At 73.6% G+C, this 15,908-nt stretch carries 11 protein-coding genes and 2 pseudogenes; 6 read left to right on the plus strand and 7 right to left on the minus strand.

The window, feature by feature from the left end; all coding sequences use genetic code 11:
- Positions 1-226 precede the first annotated feature (226 nt).
- The 6 genes and pseudogenes from AB0M11_RS11935 to AB0M11_RS11960 form a co-directional block, all read right to left on the minus strand.
- Positions 227-406, minus strand: a pseudogene (locus AB0M11_RS11935) (SDR family NAD(P)-dependent oxidoreductase); the annotation flags it as partial.
- A gap of 156 nt (positions 407-562) precedes the next feature.
- Positions 563-1,591, minus strand: a complete 1,029-nt coding sequence (locus AB0M11_RS11940) for an LLM class flavin-dependent oxidoreductase (protein ID WP_365704080.1) — start codon at positions 1,589-1,591, stop codon at positions 563-565.
- Positions 1,592-1,636: 45 nt separating this feature from the next.
- Positions 1,637-3,055: an MFS transporter gene (locus AB0M11_RS11945; RefSeq protein ID WP_365704082.1), complete on the minus strand. Its 1,419-nt coding sequence runs from the start codon at positions 3,053-3,055 to the stop codon at positions 1,637-1,639.
- Complete coding sequence (lanKC, locus tag AB0M11_RS11950) at positions 3,055-5,841, minus strand: class III lanthionine synthetase LanKC (RefSeq protein ID WP_365704084.1); 2,787 nt, start codon at positions 5,839-5,841, stop codon at positions 3,055-3,057. Before lanKC ends, AB0M11_RS11945 begins: the two co-directional genes overlap by 1 nt.
- A gap of 113 nt (positions 5,842-5,954) precedes the next feature.
- Positions 5,955-6,146: a hypothetical protein gene (locus tag AB0M11_RS11955; RefSeq protein WP_362756171.1), complete on the minus strand. Its 192-nt coding sequence runs from the start codon at positions 6,144-6,146 to the stop codon at positions 5,955-5,957.
- A gap of 98 nt (positions 6,147-6,244) precedes the next feature.
- Positions 6,245-6,460, minus strand: a complete 216-nt coding sequence (locus AB0M11_RS11960) for a hypothetical protein (RefSeq protein WP_365704087.1) — start codon at positions 6,458-6,460, stop codon at positions 6,245-6,247.
- Between the two features lie 299 nt (positions 6,461-6,759).
- On the opposite strand from AB0M11_RS11960, the gene AB0M11_RS11965 reads away from it, so the two are divergent.
- The 6 genes and pseudogenes from AB0M11_RS11965 (at position 6,760) to AB0M11_RS11990 (ending at position 13,787) form a co-directional block, all read left to right on the plus strand.
- Positions 6,760-7,860, plus strand: a complete 1,101-nt coding sequence (locus AB0M11_RS11965; protein WP_365704089.1) for a radical SAM protein — start codon at positions 6,760-6,762, stop codon at positions 7,858-7,860.
- Entirely contained in the window at positions 7,857-8,603 is a 747-nt protein-coding gene (locus AB0M11_RS11970) for an iron-containing redox enzyme family protein (RefSeq protein WP_365704091.1), read from the plus strand. The genes AB0M11_RS11965 and AB0M11_RS11970 overlap by 4 nt, the downstream gene beginning before the upstream one ends.
- 1 nt (position 8,604) lies before the next feature.
- Positions 8,605-8,850: an aroma-sacti cluster domain-containing protein gene (locus AB0M11_RS11975; protein ID WP_362756183.1), complete on the plus strand. Its 246-nt coding sequence runs from the start codon at positions 8,605-8,607 to the stop codon at positions 8,848-8,850.
- A 19-nt stretch (positions 8,851-8,869) separates the two neighbouring features.
- A complete protein-coding gene (locus tag AB0M11_RS11980; RefSeq protein WP_365704093.1) occupies positions 8,870-12,148 on the plus strand; it encodes an adenylate/guanylate cyclase domain-containing protein in 3,279 nt (1,092 codons plus the stop codon).
- Positions 12,145-12,954, plus strand: a pseudogene (locus AB0M11_RS11985) (S8 family serine peptidase); the annotation flags it as partial. The gene AB0M11_RS11980 and the pseudogene AB0M11_RS11985, both read left to right, overlap by 4 nt.
- 281 nt (positions 12,955-13,235) lie before the next feature.
- Complete coding sequence (locus AB0M11_RS11990; RefSeq protein WP_365704095.1) at positions 13,236-13,787, plus strand: GAF domain-containing protein; 552 nt, start codon at positions 13,236-13,238, stop codon at positions 13,785-13,787.
- A gap of 78 nt (positions 13,788-13,865) precedes the next feature.
- Here the strand turns inward: AB0M11_RS11990 and AB0M11_RS11995 are convergent, their stop codons facing one another.
- The gene (locus tag AB0M11_RS11995) at positions 13,866-15,587 is read right to left on the minus strand and encodes a BTAD domain-containing putative transcriptional regulator (RefSeq protein ID WP_365704097.1); all 1,722 of its coding nucleotides are present in this window, start codon (positions 15,585-15,587) and stop codon (positions 13,866-13,868) included.
- Between the last annotated feature and the right edge of the window lie 321 nt (positions 15,588-15,908).

The following is a 15,908-nucleotide window of genomic DNA, read 5'->3' on the forward strand; positions in this document are numbered from 1 at the left end:
GTCCGGCAACGCCCCCGAAGGGGCGCTGGGGGTGCCCCCGGCCGAAGGCTGGGGGAGGAACTGCGCGAACGGCCACGACGAGGCCGTGAGCCGACCGACGGCCTCGCGCCGACCGAACTGGCCGGACTGCTGCTGAAGTTGGGCCGATCCCGAGCGGCGCGTCCACGCAGCCTCGCGTCCGGCGGCGCCCGATAGTAGCGCTGGGGGTACCCCCGGCCGAAGGCTGGCGGAGGAACTGCGCGACGAGCCACGACGATGCCGCAGCAGCCCGACGACCGCGTCCCCAACCTCACGGGTCAGTACAGTTCCTGGCGCCCACGTACACGGTGTGGCCTGCTTCGACGAGCCGGCGGGCGGTCTCGAAGCCGATGCCCTTGTTGGCTCCGGTGATCAGTGTTGTCGTCATGCGTCCAGCCTGCGCCGCGGTCGCACGGCAGCCAGCACACCCTTCTTCCTGGGACTGCCGGTACCACCGTGAGCCGCGGGTGACGGGAAACGCGATGGAAGGAGGGTTCGCGGAAGTGGCCCGCACGGCTGGGAGCCCCTTCCGCGACCGCGGCCGTTACGTCTGGGAGGTGACCGCCGGGAGGGCCGGTGCGGTGGGGTGGGGCCAGGCCTCGGCGGTCAGGCGCAGGGTGCGGGCGCGGCCCTCGGCCGTGATGTCGTAGGGGACCAGCATGATCTCGTCGGCGCCCAGGGCAGTGGCGAGCCGCCGCAGGCCGGCCGCGACGGTGGCCGGGGCGCCGCGGACGAGCTGCATCTCGTCCAGCATCCTGCCGACCAGATAGCGCTCGCGTGCCTCCGGCAGGACGACGCCCGGCGACGTCGCGGTGTGCTTCTGGCGGAACCGGGCGGTGGTCGTGTCGTGTGCGAGGCGTTCCGCCTCCTCGTCGGTCTCGGCGCACTGCACGTTGACCGACGCGACGACGTAGGGGCTGGTCCCGAGCGGGCCGGGGGTGAAGGCCGACCGGTAGCGGTCCAGGGCCGCCGGGCGGGACTTGGGCCCGAGGTGGGCGCCGTAGGCGAACGCCAGCCCGCGCGCGGCGGCGACCCGGGCCCCGTTCTCCGAGGTGCCGAGCACGAACATGTCCGGCGGCACCGGCAGCGCCGGGGAGAGCTCCAGCTCCTGGAAGTCGTGCCCGCCCGGCCACCGGCTGTGGAGGAAGCCCACCAGTTCGTCGAGGAGTTGGGGGAACTCCGCCCGTGCCTGCGGCGGCCGGCGCAGGGCGCGGTCGAGCAGGGTGCTGCTGTCCGTGCCGCCGGTCGCGCGGCCGACGCCCAGGTCGATCCGGTCGTCGTGCAGCGACTGGAGTACAGCGAACTGCTCGGCGACGGTCAGCGGCGCGTGGTTGGTCAGCATGACCCCGCCGGAGCCGACCCGGATGCGGCGGGTCACCGCCGCGATGTGCGAGATCAGTATGGCCGGTGAACTGCCCGCGCAGCGTGGTGAGTTGTGGTGCTCGGCGACCCAGAAGCGATGGTAGCCGTACGTGTCGGCGGCCACCGCCGTGGCGACGACGTCGTGGAGTGCCTGCCGGGCGGTGCCGCCGGGCGCGACCAGCGCCACGTCCAGCACGGACAGCGAAACCATGAAACCTCCCTGGAGTGGGCGGGGGCGTGCGGCACGCGGTGGGTGTCAGGCCGCGGCCGTCTTCGCGTCCGCCGTGACCGGCGGTGACGGCATCAGCAGGGCGAGGGCCGCGAGCAGGGCGAACGCCAGGGCGAACAGCGCGGCGGTGCCCGACAGCGAGAAGTACGCGAGCAGCAGGCCCGCAGCCAGCGGACCGAGCGGCTGGAGGATCTCCGCGGTGAACCCGAGGGCCGTCGTGGTGCGGCCGTAGATGTTCTCCGGGACCGTGGTCGCCAGGATGGTCCCGAACACCGCGCCGTTGACGGGAGTCAGCAGGCACAGGGCGGAGTACCCGGCGGCGAAGGCGATGCCGCTGTCCGTGTACCAGGCGACGGCGAGCATGGCGGCGGCCAGCGCCGGTCCGGACGCCATCACCGTCTGCATCCGCAGTCTGCGTTGCAGGAACGGCGCGATCAACGAGCCGGTCAGGCCGGTGACCGCCGCCGCGCTCATCGCGAGGCCGACGGCCGCGGCCCCGTCGTGCTCGCGGCCGATGCCCAGCAACAGGGCGTAGGCGAGGGCCTGGAAGGCGAAGTTCTCGCCTGCGGCCAGCCCGGCGATCGTACGGAGGAAGGGGTTGCGGACCACGTACCGCAGGCCCGCCGTCAGACGGGGCAGGAAGCGCTCGCGCGGCGGGGCCTTCGCTCCGGTACCGCTCATGTGGGCCAGCACCGCCTCCTCGGAATCCTCCGCCTCCCGCGCCGAGTCGGCCCCGCCCGGAGCCCTCTCGCCGGTGCCTTCCGCTCTCTCCTCGGCCCCTGCCCCGGTGTCCGTCCTCGCGTCCCCGTCCGCCCGGCGCGCCGCCTCGGCGCGGCGCAGGGGGTGGTACAGGGCCAGCACGCACAGCGCGGACACCGCGTACGTCGCCGCGTCGATCGCGAACGGCAACCAGAGCGACGCCGCGATGAGGAGACCGGCGACGGCCGGGGCGACGATCCCGGCGGCGTAGGCCCGCGCCTGGTTCAGCGAGATGGCCGTGCCCAGTTGGACGGCGGGGACGACCTTGCGGACGGTGGCGTTCTGGCTAGGCCGGAACAGCTCCACGCCCACCTGCGCCACGACGACCGTGATCACGGCCATGGCGATCGGCAGCCGGTCCAGATACGTCCAGACGGCGACCGCGCCGACCGTGACCAGACGGGCCAGGTCGGCGACGAGCATCAGGCGCCGGTGGCTGTAGTGGTCGGTCAGGTACCCGGCCGGCATCCGCAGCACCATCGCCGTCACCAGCACGGCCGTGCCGATGGTGCTGGTCGCCGACGTCGAGTACCCGCTGCGCAGCAGCACCAGCGGCAGCACCAGCGAGGTCATGGCCGTGCCGAAGTCGGAGAGGGCCTGGCCCACCCACAGCAGCCGGAACTCGCGGTTGGCCCTGAGCGGTACGACGGCGGGGGCCGCCCCCGAGACGGCCGGTGTCCCGTCCATCACGCACCCGTCCGGCCGGCCGCGGGCAGCAGGTCGTCCAGGACGAAGTTGCCGTTGGTGCGCCCGCCGGGGCGGGCCGTGCGCAGCCGGTCCAGGAACAGCGCCACGCCCGCCGACCCGCTCGCGAGGTCGCAGCTCTCCCGCACGGTCTGCTCGCCGGGGAAGACGATCCCCTCGGGACGCTCGATCGCCATGCACAGCACGGTCTCGGCGACCCGCTCCGCCTCCGCCAGCAACTCGGCTTCGCCCAGGAACTCGTAGGCGTCGAGCAGGACGTTGCCGAGTCCGCTCGTGCCGTGGAACAGCTGGGGGAAGACGGTGTACTTGCGGCGGACGTCGGGCACCAGTTCGTCGATGCGTGCCCGCAGGGCGGGATCGCCGGTGACATGGTGGTAGCGCAGCAGGGTGGTGAGGACGCCCGCGGTGCCGTGGTCCCAGTAGTGCCGCACGACCATGGTCGGCTTGTCGTCCGTCGCCACCGTCGCGGGGAAGGACAGCCGCCCGCCGGCCCCCGCGACCATCTGCGACAGGTCGAAGTCCAGTGCGGCACGGCCGAGTTCGAGCACCGCCGGATCGCCGGTCGCGCCGTGCAGGCCGAGCAGGAACAGGGCGATGCCGGACGCGCCGTCCGCGTAGCCGATCGGGGTCGGGCGGCTCGCGTCGGGCCACGAGGCCAGACCGTTCTCGCGCCGCGCGGTGCGGGCAAGATGGGCGCCGACGGCGACGGCGCGGTCGAGGAATTCCGCCACCCCCGAGTCCCGCCACAGGCGCAGGCACGCCATGCCGTAACCGGCCGCCCCGGTCAGCACGCCGGGCTCGGCCAGCAACTGCGGGTGGTCATGGGCCCCTTGGAGCGTCCGTACGGCGATGTCGACATGGCCGATGGCCGACTGGGCCCAGGCCACGCCCGCCGTGCCGAGATATAGGCCGGCCGGCATCGCGTCGTGGGCGGTGGACTGCCGCAGCGCCCAGGCGTGCAGTTCGTCCGGTATCGAGCCGCGCAGCCGGTGCAACGCGTACAGCGGGCCGTACGCGCCGTGGGCGAGCGAGAGCGGGTTCGTCCGGAACACCGCCACGTCGGCGGGGAACAGGCGGTCCTGCCGGTCCAGGTCCGCGGTCCCGGTCCAGAACTCGGCGACACCCTGGAGGGTCGCCTCGACGCGCTTGTGCAGCTCGACGCGCGCCGCCGCGTCCGTCACCGGCGGCAGCCCCAGCGGTGGCGGCTGCCGCCAGGCGTCCCCGAAGGGCAGGGCCTCGATGCGTCCGCGCAGGGCGTCCGGGTCCGGCAGGTCGGCGTCCTCGTCGTACAGATCGGTGATCAACCGCACCAGTTCGGAGGGGAGTTCGAGGTCGGCCGCGACCTCGGCCAGCAGCCTGCGCGGCATCGTACGGTCGATGAAGTCGGTCTGGTGGCAGAGCATGACGCAGCCCAGGATCAGCCCGCCGAAGGCGTAGTAGTCCGTGCGCCGGTCGCCCTGCCCGGCCAGCCTCGCGCGGCGGGTCACCATGCCGGGCGTGTACAGCCGCGCCCCACGCCCCGGACCCGCCGGGGCGTCCTCGTGGAAGGCCGACTCCATGTCGATCAGCAGGACCCGGTCGTCGCCGGTGACCATGATGTTCGTCAGGGAAAGGTCGCCCAGCACGATGCCGCGCTCGTGGCAGACCGCGATCGCGTCGGCGACCCGCAGCCACAGCGCGCGGAACCGCTCGTAGTAGTCGGTGAGGCGTTCGGCGCTCAGATCGAGGTTGTACACGGGGTTCTCGACGATGCCGAGGTGTCCCAGATGGGTGCCCTCGATGAACTCCTCGACGAGGAAGGAGTGCTCCCACTCGGTGAAGAAGGCGACCGGGCGGACGAACAGGCCCGTGTCGGCGAGTTCGGTGAGGATGTCGTACTCGTGGCGCAGCAGCAGGACGGCGTCCGTCCCGTCCGGTCCGATCTGCACGCCCGGCCGTGCCTCGCGGATCAGCACGTCCGCGCCCGTCTCGTTGTCGATGCCGTGATAGATCCCGCCGCGGTTGCTGAACTTCATCGCGCTGACGACGGTGAAGCGGCCGTCCGCCAGCGTGACGCCGGTGTCCGCGGGGGCGTCGGCGCCGCTCTCCGCGGGCTCGGCCGGTGCCGCGGGCCGCTCCGGTGCCGACTCCCCGGTGAACGGGTCCCTGACCCAGGCCGGGAGGTGGAAGTACGGGTGGCGGATGTCCACGACCGGCTCCCCGTCCGGGGTGCGGATCAGCAGCTCCTTCATCCCGGAGGGCCGCATTCGGGAGATCGACACGAAGCCGCCGTAGCGGTAGTGGACCACCCGTGACCCCGGATAGCGCCGGTCGGAGAGGATGTGCGGGCCGTCGAAGCCCGCCAGGGCCGCGGTCAGCGCGTCGCCCACCGCCCGGAACTCTTGCTCGTCCTGCGGGTACACCGTGATGAACTTGCCGCTCGAACCTCTCGGGAAGGACTTGCCGTTGGACTCCAGCATGGCCGCGGGATCCATCAGGAACTTGAAGTGCACGGCGGCGTCGCGCAGCAGGGGCAGCGCGGCACGCAGCACTTCGGCGCTGTTCTCGGAGGTCGCGGAGACGTGCAGCTTCCAGCCCTGGGCGACGGCCGGCACCTGCGGCGGCGCGGTCAGCAGCCAGTAGCCCCGCCGCCACAGCCGCCACGACGGCGGCATCATCGCGCGGTACTCGCGCAGATGTTCCCCGCTGGGCGCGCGGCGCTCGAAGTCCTCGAACCAGCGTGGGTGGTGCGTCATGTACGTCTGGATGATCTCCCACTCGAGCTGCATTCCGCCCGTCCCCTCTGCCGAGAACCCAAGTTGATGACGCGAGCGCCGCACCGCCGGCCCGGGGACACCCGGCCCCGGTCCGGCGGAACGGCGTGACGCGCGAACGCCGGCTGTCAGAAGCAGCTGATGTTGTGGCAGGAGCCACCGCTGCCCGCGGGGTCGCTGATCATGGAGGCTTCCTTCTCGGGGTTGAGCTTCTGAAGGCCCAGGACCGCGTCCTGGCCGGCCGCGAGGTGCGCCTCCACGGCGTCGTCGGCCTCGGTGGGCTCGGTGGGCTCGGCGTCGGGACGGATCTCCTCGGACATGGCGTCACTCCTCACATCGACGGGTTCGGTGCGTGCGGTGGTGCCGTGGTGCTGCGACTACCGGACGGCGTTGACGGCCGGCGCCGGTCGTCCGGCTGCTAGAAGCAGCTCATGTTGTGGCAGGAGCCACCGCTGTCGGCCGGCGGCACGTTGCCGCCCGCCGCCTCCTTCTCCGGGTCGAGCCGCTGAAGCTGGAGGACGGCGTCGGCGAGCGAGTGGGCGGCCACTTCGGCCGCACGGGCCACCTCGGCGGCCTTCTCGACCTTGGTGGAGTCGTCCTCACCCTGCTCGGGTACCTGGTCCGTATCCGCCATGGGATCTCCCTCCCTCATGGACCACAGCCGGCCCCTTCCGCTCCGGTTCCGGCTGGACCCAGACGGTAGGAAGGACCGCCACAAGAGCAGTTGGCGGACGGTGAAAACGCAGCTCCGGACCGGTGCGGAGCACCCACCGGCGCCCCACCCGGACCCGTCCGGACCGGGACTCTCCCCCATCACGCGCCTGTGACCTGCGCATATACCGTTTGTGAACTGGCTCGCAGCCGGACGTTCGAGACTCGGGGCGGTGACGTACGACTCGTGCCGGACCACGGCCTGACCGAGAGGGGGCGGGCATGCGGCTGGCCGAGCTGATGTCCCTGCGCCAGACGATCGGGGCGGGTGTCCTGGTCACGCTCACCGACCGCTGCCCGCTGAGCTGCGCCCACTGCTCCACCGCAGCCACCCGCCGGGGCCGCGATCTCGACCGCGCCGCGCTGCTGCGGTTCCTCGGCACCTTCACGGTCCGGGACCGGCCCGACGTCCTCATGCTGACCGGCGGCGAGCCGCTGCTGCGCCCCGGACTGGTGGTCGAGGCAGCCGACACCGTACGCGCCCACGGCACCCGGACGGCGGTGCTCTCCGGGGCGTTCTTCGCCGACGGCGGCCCGCTCCCGTCGACCGTCCGCCGCGTCGCCCGCGCCGTCGACCACTTCTCGCTCAGCCTCGACGCGTTCCACGAACGGCAGGTCCCGCGCCCGCACGTGTTCGACGCGCTCGACGGACTGCTCGCCACCGGTGTGGCGGTGAGCCTGCATCTGCTCGCCGACGGCCCGGCGGACACCTACCCGGACGAGGTCTGCGCACAGGTCGAGCGCCGCTTCGGCACCGAAGTCCCCATGCTGGTCGGCCGGTTGAGCCCGATCGGGCGAGCGGCCGGCCTGCGGCCGCGGCACCGCCCGCAGACTGTCCCCGACCCGCGGGGCGCCGCCCCCTGCGACATGGCCGCCTGGCCCGTCGTCACCAGCGACGGTTCCGTCACCGCCTGCTGCAACCAGGACGTCGCCGACCGCCGGGTCCGCCCCGGCCACCTCGGTCTCGGCGACGTCCGCTCGACCAGCTGGCAGACCGTGCGCGAACGCGCGCACGGCGACCCGATGCTGCGCATGATCCGCACGGTGGGGCCGGTCCACATCGCCGGCCGCGCCGCGCTGTCCCTGGCGGACGGCTACTGCGGGACCTGCCACCGGCTCGACGGCTCCGACGCCGCCCGGGACTGGGCGGACCGCGCCGGCGCCGGCCCCGCGGGCGAACTGCTGCAAGCGGCCGCGGTGCGCAGGGGCGAGGCGGCGGGGCCGGCGGCACTCGTGGCCCGGCACGGCCCGGCCCGGCACGCCCATCTCGTCGACCCCGGCCGCGCCCCCGCCGTCCGGCCCCGGCAGGAGCACACGCCGTGACGGCGGCGCCCGGACCCGGCACCCCCGGAGTCCGGTCCGCGCAGGCCCCCCTCGGCGCCGAACTGCGCGCCGTCCTCGGCCTCGTGTCCCCCGTCCTGCACCGCAGCGCGGCCCGACTGTGGCAGCCGCGGGACCTCCGTGCGCGCTACCTGCGCTATCTCGTCACCATGCACACGGTCATCCGGGCCTCCGTACCCCTGATGGAACGAGCCCTCGCCCACTGTCGCGACGCACCCGGCCGCGACCCGGCCGAAGACCCCCTCCGCCGCTACCTCGCCGCGCACATCCCGCGCGAACGGCACCACGACACCTGGCTGCTGCGGGACATGGAGGCCGCCGGACTCCGTCCCGGACACGAACTCGCCTGGCCCCCCTCGCCCGAGGTCGCCCGCCTGGTGGGCGCTCAGTACTACTGGATCGACCACTTCCACCCGCTGTGCCTGCTCGGGTACGTGGCCGTGCTCGAACTCAACGCCCCCGCCGTGTCGTTGATCCCGCTGCTGGCCGACCGCACGGGGCTTCCCCCGGCCGCGTTCGACACCCTGCGGCTGCACGCCGAGATCGACGGCGGGCACAGCGCGGCGGCGCTGACCGCCCTCGACGAGAGCGCGGCGCCCCCGCACCTGCGGGCGGCGGTCAGGCTGAGCGCGCTCCACACCGTCCAGGCTCTCGCCGACGTACTGAACGCCCTGAGCGACGCGACGGACCGGACCGGCCGTCCTCCCGACCGAGAGGATCACTGACATGACGCCAGACACCGGTGCGGACGGATCCGTCGACGGCACGGAGCGGCACGGCACCGAGGCCGCGCTACGGGCCCTGGAGCAAGCGGGCTTCCCGGTGGGGGCGTTCACCGGCGAGCAGCGTGCCGTGTTCGCCGCACTCACCCCGCAGGAGCTCGAACTGATCCTCGCCCTCAAGGCCCGGCTCGACGCCGTGGAGCCGGAAGTGCAGGCACACACCGTCGTCGCGGGTGCGGCGCTGTTCTGAGACAGCGAGGGGACCGCTCATGCAGCAACGCAAGGTGATCACCGCACTCTTCTGCGATCTGGTCGGATCCACCGAACTGTCGGGAACGCTGGAGCCGGAGACACTGCGCTCCGTCATGCTGCGCTATTTCGAGGCGATGCAGAGCGGCATCGAGTCGCACGGCGGGACGGTGGAGAAGTTCATCGGCGACGCCGTGATGGCGGTGTTCGGCGTGCCCCATGTGCACGAGGACGACGCGCACCGGGCCGCCGCGGCGGCCCTGGACATGATCGCGGCCCTGGACGCGCTCAACGCCGAACTCGACCGGGACTTCGGCAGCACCCTCGCGGTCCGCATCGGCCTCAACAGCGGCGAGATCGTCACCTCCCCGGACCTCAAGGAGGGCACGGTCGTGTCCGGCGAGGTGGTCAACGTCGCCGCCCGGCTCGAACAGGCCGCGCGGCCGGGACAGATCCTCGTCGGACCCGCCACGCGCGTGCTGCTGGGCGCGGCGGCGGTCGTCGAGTCCGTGGGCCCACTGACCCTGAAGGGCAAGCGCGAGGCCGTCGAGGCGTTCCGGCTGCTCGGGCTGACCGCCGAGGGCGGACCGCCGGGAGTGTCGCGGCCCGGCGCGCCTTTCGTCGGACACACCCGGGAGTACGACCGGCTCGCGACGGCCTGGACGGAGATCGCACGGGACGGCACCGGGCGGCTGGTGCGGCTGACCGGCGACGCCGGCATCGGCAAGACGCGCCTGCTGAGGGAGTGGCTCGCGGCCAGGACCGCCGAGGGGGCCCTGGTCGGCACCGGCCGCTGCCGGTCGTACCGCGACGAGGGCAGCCTCGCGCCCCTCGCGGACGCCATCCGGGAGGTGCTGCGCATCGCGGACCCCGACGGGAGGGCGTCCTCCTCGGAGGGACCGGCCGAAAGGCCGCCGGAGGGCGAGGACACCGGCCACGGGGCGCAGGTCCCTGCCGACGCGGAGGCCGAGGACCGTGCTCGGTCGGATGCCGATGCCGAGGTACGGGCCCATCTCCGCGCCGGTCCCCTGCTCCGTCTGCCCGCCGGAGCCCGAAGCCGGCCGATGTCGGTGCCGGACGACGAGGCGGCCTACGAGGTGCTGCACGGCGGGCTGCTGGCCGACGGCACGCCCAGTCCGTCCGCCGAGACGACCTGGACCGCCGCCGCGGCGGTGCTGCGCGGCCTGGCCGCCGCCCGGCCGGTCGCCCTCGTGCTGGACGAACTCCAGTGGGCTCGCCCCCAACTCCTCGAAGGCGTGGCCAGGTTGACGGAGATGCTGGCGGGGTCGCCGGTCCTGCTGGTCTGCTCGCAGCGCACCGGCGAGGACGAGCCGCTCGTCACGGCCGACGAGATCCGGCTGGCCCCGCTGTCCCGGGCCGACTCCCTGCGCCTGGCGGCCGCCCTCACGACCGGACACCCGGACGACGACGCGCTGGAGGCGGTGGTGGAGCGCGCCGAGGGCAACCCGCTCCATCTGGAGCAGCTGCTGACCATGGTGGAGGACGGCGCCGACCCCGGCGAGCTGCCGGTGACCGTGACCGCCGTCCTCGCCGCGCGCATCGACGTGCTGCCCGGCCCGCAGCGGGCGATGCTGGACGCGGGCGCCGTGATCGGCCGCCGGTTCGGCGTCGCGGAGGTCCGCCTGCTCCTCGACGCACCCGCCGACGGTGCCGGCTACCCGCGCTGGGAGCAGGCCCCGCTGGAATCGGCGGTCCGCGAGCTCGTACGACGCGGACTCGTCGAACCGGCGCCCGGCGCCCCGGCGACCTACCAGTTCAGCTCCGGGCTGCTGCGCGACGTCACCTACCGGGCCCTGAGCAAGAGCCAACGAGCATCCTGGCACGAGCAGTTGGCCGCGAGGTCGGAGACCGGGCCGGCCCTGGCCGCGCACCACCTGGAGGCGGCCTACCTGCACCGCCGGGACCTCGGACTGCGGGGCGAGCGCGTCGAGACCCTGCGCGGCCGGGCCGCCGACGCGCTCAGCAGCGCCGGTCGGCACGCGCTCGCCCGCGCCGACCTGTCCTGGTCGGCGGAGCTGCACGCCCGCGCCCTCAGCCACTGCACCTCCGACGAGGCCAGGTGGCGGCATGCCGCGCAGGGCCTGGGAGAGACCTGGCTGGCGCTCGGCCGCAGCGACGAGGGCGGTGACCTGCTGCGGGAGGTGCGCGACGCGGCGTCCACGGCCGGCGACCGGCTCGCCCGCGCCCACGCCGGACTGCAACTGGCCTCCCTGGACCCCGACGCCTCTCCGGGCACGGCCGCCGACGCGGCCCGCTCCGGGCTCGCGGTGTTCACCGAGCACCAGGACCGGCTGGGACTCGCCCGTGCCCACGTGCGGCTCGCCCAGGAGCAGCAGTACGCCGGACGGCACCGCGCCGCCTGCGATCTGCTGGCCGTGGCGCTCCATCACGCGGTGGCCGCCGGAGCCGCCCCGGAACGGGCCATGGCGCTCGGCGCGCTCGGCATCTCCCTGTGGCACGGGCCCACCCCGGCCGGTGAGGCGATCGAGCGCTGCCGTGCCCTGCTCGCCGAGCACGGGCCCGGCAACCCCGTCGTGGTGGTCGCGCTGGACTTCCCGCTGGCCAACCTGCTCGCCCTGTCCGGCGCGATCGACGAGGCACGCGGGCGGCTCGCCGAGGCGGAGCGCTTCGCCGCCGGACTCGGCTATGCCGAAGTGGCCGCGTTCGGGCCGCTGTTCGCCGCCGGGGTGGAGGTCCTGGCGGGCTCGATGCAGGAGGCGGAGAGGCTGCTGCGGCGGGCCGAGGAGACCTTCCGTACGGTGGGCGGGCCGATCCTGCACGCAGCCGCCCGTCGCGACCTCGCACGGGTGCTGATCGCCCGGGGACTGCCGCCGGAGGCGGTGGGGGCGAGCGCCGGCGGTGCCACGGAGGGTCCCGGACCCACGCGCGCCGGGGGGCGGGGCCCGGACCCGCTCACTTCGGACCTGACGCTGTCGCCCGCCGACGCCGCCGACGACTTCGGAGTGCGCGCCCTTGCCGCGGCGGCGTCCGGGGACGGTGTGAACGCGCTGCGGCTGGCGCGCCGCGCGGTGGCGGTGGCGGACACCACCGACTCACCGGTCGGCCGCGCCACCGCCCGGCTCGACATGGCGCAGGTGCTGCGCGGGACGGGCCGGTCGGCCGCCGCCGGACGGCGCGCCGAACAGGCGGCCCGGCTGTTCCGGGCCAAGGGACACGCCGTGGGAGTGGCCGCCGCGGCACAAGTGATCGCGGGGACGGCCGAGACGGCCCGGGACGAGATGCGGGACGGCATCGCGACGAACGGAGGCGACCGGTGACGAGCGCGTTGAGCTGGGGCCTCGGGGACCGGCGGCCCGACGACATCCGGGTGGCCGCGGCCGCTCCGGGCGGCGCCGAGGTCACCCCGGCCTGGGCCTGGGGCGGCTCCACCGGCCGTGGCGTACGGGTGTGCGTCGTCGACAGCGGGGTGGAGCGCGACCACGTGATGATCGGGCGGGTGGCGTCGGCGCACAGGGTCGTCGAGGGCGGCGACGGCCGCCCGCGTGTCGTGGCCACCGACAGTGGCGACGCCTGCGGCCACGGCACCGCCTGCGCGGGAATCGTCCGCGAGGTCGCCCCCGACTGCGAGCTGCACAGCGTGCAGGTGATCGGGGAACGGTTCACGGGCACCGGGGACTTCCTGCTGGCCGGTCTGAGGTGGGCGGTGGAACAGGGCTTCGACGTCATCAACATGAGTCTGTCGACCACGCACGAACGATTCGTACGGGAGCTGCACGAGCTGGCCGACGAGGCGTACTTCCGCCGCTCCGTCATCGTCGCGTCGGCGCACAACAGCCCCGTGGTCAGCTTCCCCTGGCGGTTCAGCTCGGTCGTCTCGGTCGGCAGCCACCGGGAGGACGACACCGCGCTGCACCTGTACAACCCGAGTCCTCCCGTGGAGTTCTACGCCAAGGGCCAGGACGTCCGCGTCGCGTGGCTGGACAACTGCGTCACCCGGACGACGGGCAACAGCTTCGCCACCCCGCGCGTCGCGGGACTGTGCGCGCGGATCCTGGCCAAGCACCCGGAGCTGACCGTCTTCCAGCTCAAGACGGTGCTCTACCTGACGGCAGCCAACGTCAGGACGACCCCGGCCACGGACGGCCCAGCCGCCGCGTCCCCGCCCGCCGCCGTCCGGCCCGCGACCGGACCGGCCTCCGCCCCAGGACCCACGTCCGACCCCACCCCCGGGACGGACCCGGCCGACGGCCTCGTCACCGCGCACGGCGCCGGTCTCCCCGCGGTTCCACCGTCCCCGACCGCCCCACCGTCCCCGACCGCCCCCGCGGACGACGAGCGGCCCTCCCTCGGACGGCCCGGCTCGCCCCAGCTTCCCGATACCCAACCGGATAAGTGAGGTCCGAGGTGCCCCCAACTCTTCCGTCAGACGACACCCGCGCACTGCTCCAGTCCGTGGTCGACGTGGCACGGGCCATCTTCGCGGCCGCCGCCAGCTCGGTGTTCCTGCTGGACGACGAGGCCGACGAACTGGTCTTCCAGGCGGTCTCCGGCGAAGGCGAGGACATGCTCGTCGGCACGCGCTTCCCGGCCCACCGTGGCATCGCCGGCTGGGTGGCCTCCTCGGGCCAGGCCATGATCGCCGACGATCTGACCCTGACCCGGACCTTCGCCCGTGACCTCGCCGAGTCGACGGGCTATGTGCCCAGTGCCCTGATGGCCACGCCGCTCCTCTCCGAAGGGCGGGTCCTCGGCGTCCTGGAGGTCCTCGATCCCTCGCCCCGCCCGCGGGGCGGCCTCCAGGACCTCGACCTGCTGTCCCTGTTCGCCGGACAGGCGGCCATCGCGCTGCGGGTCGCGGGCCGGGCCGCGCCCGGCGCGGGCTCACCGTCCTGGGGTACCAGCGACGAGCAGATGATGGACGCCTTCCGCGACTTCCTGCGCCACCGGGCCCGCTGACCACCACCCCCACGACAAAACAGTCGTGATCATGTCAAATCCGGCCGCATGTGAGGCCGGGTTCCGCCCCGGGTCCGCTCACGGGCCCGGCACCGGCGGCGAGTCCACGGCCGCGTGGCCGGTGACCCGGCGGCCGAACTCATGGGTGAACACCGACATGCCGTACGAGGCCATGTGCGCGCTCACCTCACCGGCGGGCGGCATCAGCAGGTTGCACTCGTGCAACTCCTCGACCTCGCAGAACACCTGGTCGTACCGGAACGGCGGGGTGAGCGCCGCGAGCCGCCGGTAGGCGAGCCGCTGCTGCTGCGGGAGGTCCCGCCAGAACGCCTCGTACCGGTCCCGCAGCACGAGTTCGCCCACCGCCATCTCGTCCAGCAGCGAGGACGCGCCGCTGAGCCGGTCCGCGTAGTCCGCCAGCCGCACATGGCGCAGCGATTCGAGCTTCGCGGCGATGATGCGGACGGCCAGCGGCAGCCCCTCGCAGGAGCGCACTATCCGCCGTGCGGACGCCTGGTCGCTCATCACCCGGCCGAACCCGATGATCCGGCCCAGCAGTTCGGTCGCCTCGGCCTCCTGCAACGCGGGCAGCTCCACCCGGCCCACGGCCTCCAGCCCGCTGAGCCGGTACCGGCTCGTCACCAGCGTGCAACTGGCGCCGGACCCCGGCAGCAGCGCGAGCACGGTCTGCTGGCCCACGGCGTCGTCGAGCACGAGCAGGATCCGCCGGCCCGCCACCCAGGTCCGCCAACGGGCCAGGGCCTGGGCGACGTTCTGCGTGCCGGGCAGCCCCACGCTGTCCAGCAGCGCCCGCAGGACCGAGCCCAGCGAGCGGTTGCCGAGCTCGGTCATGACCAGCCCGTCCGGAAAGGCGTCGGCGAGCAGATGCGCCACGTGCACGGCCAGCGCGGACTTGCCCACCCCGACCGGCCCGGACACCACCATCACCCCGCCCTCACGGCGGCCCCGGAAGTAGCCGAGCGCCCGCTGCACCTCGTCCGCCCGGCCCACGAAGTCCGGCAGACCACGCGGGAGTTGGTTGCCGGGACCCGGGCGCCGGCCGGACGCGGGAGGTTCCAGGAGGCGGCGGTGCAGCACCGCCAGAGCCGGTCCCGGTGCCACCCCCAACTCCCTTGCCAGGGCGCGTCGTACGGTGTCGAAATAGGCTGAGGCCTCGCTCCGGCGGCCGGTCGCCGCGAGCGCCGTGATCCATGCGGCGGCCAGCCGTTCGCGCAGCGGATGGGAGACGACGTGCTCCTGGAGCCGGTCGAGCACGAGGGGGTGGCCGGCCCGGTCGTTCTCCAGTTCGGCCCACTCCTCCAGGGCCGCCACATGCATCTCCTGGAGCCGGTCGACGGCCGCGGTCAGATACGGCACGTCACCGAACTCCACCAGGGGTCTGCCCTGCCAGAGGTCGAGCGCCTCGGCGAGCGCGCCGCACGCCGGTTCCGTCTCCCCGTCCCTGGCGTGCCGTCTGCCGGCCCGGGCCCGTTCCTCGAACCGGAGCAGGTCGCACTCCGAAGGATCGAGCCGCAGGAGATAGCCGCCCGGGGTGTGGGTCAGCCGGCCGCCCAGCACGCGCCGCAGCCGGGAGACGTACACCTGAAGGTTCTTGCGCGCGGTCCGCGGCGGCCGGCCGACCCACAAGGCGTCGATGAGGCCGTCGACGGGCAAAGCATTGTTGGCCTGGCTGACGAGTAAGGCCAATAACAGACGCGGTTTCGGGCCGCCGAGATCGGCCGTGCCCCTTCCCTCGTCGCGCACACACAATTCCCCGAACGCAGTGACCAACCGGCTCATGTGTCGACATTGCCACAGCGGAATCTTCTTGGCAGGAGGGTCCGACCAGCAAGTTCCTGCTGTTTAAAGGGGCGAAGTACGCTCTGTCCGGGCGCGATCGGGCTGCCGGGCGCGGGCGGCGGGTTTGCGATGATGCGAAAGCGGATCAGCGAACGGCGCTGCCGGGCGCCGGCCGCTCGGACATCTGCCGGTAAATAAATGCGTCCCGCACCTTTTATCTGCATCGGACTGCCGCATTCCCGTATCCGGTGCCATGTCCACGGGCGTGTGGTGCACCGGTGATTCCCGCAGGCAACGGCGCCCCGGAGGAACGCGATGTCA

Origin of the sequence: Streptomyces sp. NPDC051987, assembly GCF_040680735.1 — a bacterium.
GTDB lineage: Bacteria > Actinomycetota > Actinomycetes > Streptomycetales > Streptomycetaceae > Streptomyces.

Excerpts from the sequence above, each read along its gene's own strand:
- AB0M11_RS11940 (WP_365704080.1), bottom strand. The coding sequence starts at position 1,591 with ATGGTTTCGCTGTCCGTGCTGGACGTGGCGCTGGTCGCGCCCGGCGGC.
- AB0M11_RS11945 (WP_365704082.1), bottom strand. The coding sequence starts at position 3,055 with ATGGACGGGACACCGGCCGTCTCGGGGGCGGCCCCCGCCGTCGTACCG.
- lanKC (WP_365704084.1), bottom strand. The coding sequence starts at position 5,841 with ATGCAGCTCGAGTGGGAGATCATCCAGACGTACATGACGCACCACCCA.
- AB0M11_RS11955 (WP_362756171.1), bottom strand. The coding sequence starts at position 6,146 with ATGTCCGAGGAGATCCGTCCCGACGCCGAGCCCACCGAGCCCACCGAG.
- AB0M11_RS11960 (WP_365704087.1), bottom strand. The coding sequence starts at position 6,460 with ATGGCGGATACGGACCAGGTACCCGAGCAGGGTGAGGACGACTCCACC.
- AB0M11_RS11965 (WP_365704089.1), top strand. The coding sequence starts at position 6,760 with ATGCGGCTGGCCGAGCTGATGTCCCTGCGCCAGACGATCGGGGCGGGT.
- AB0M11_RS11975 (WP_362756183.1), top strand. The coding sequence starts at position 8,605 with ATGACGCCAGACACCGGTGCGGACGGATCCGTCGACGGCACGGAGCGG.
- AB0M11_RS11980 (WP_365704093.1), top strand. The coding sequence starts at position 8,870 with ATGCAGCAACGCAAGGTGATCACCGCACTCTTCTGCGATCTGGTCGGA.
- AB0M11_RS11995 (WP_365704097.1), bottom strand. The coding sequence starts at position 15,587 with ATGAGCCGGTTGGTCACTGCGTTCGGGGAATTGTGTGTGCGCGACGAG.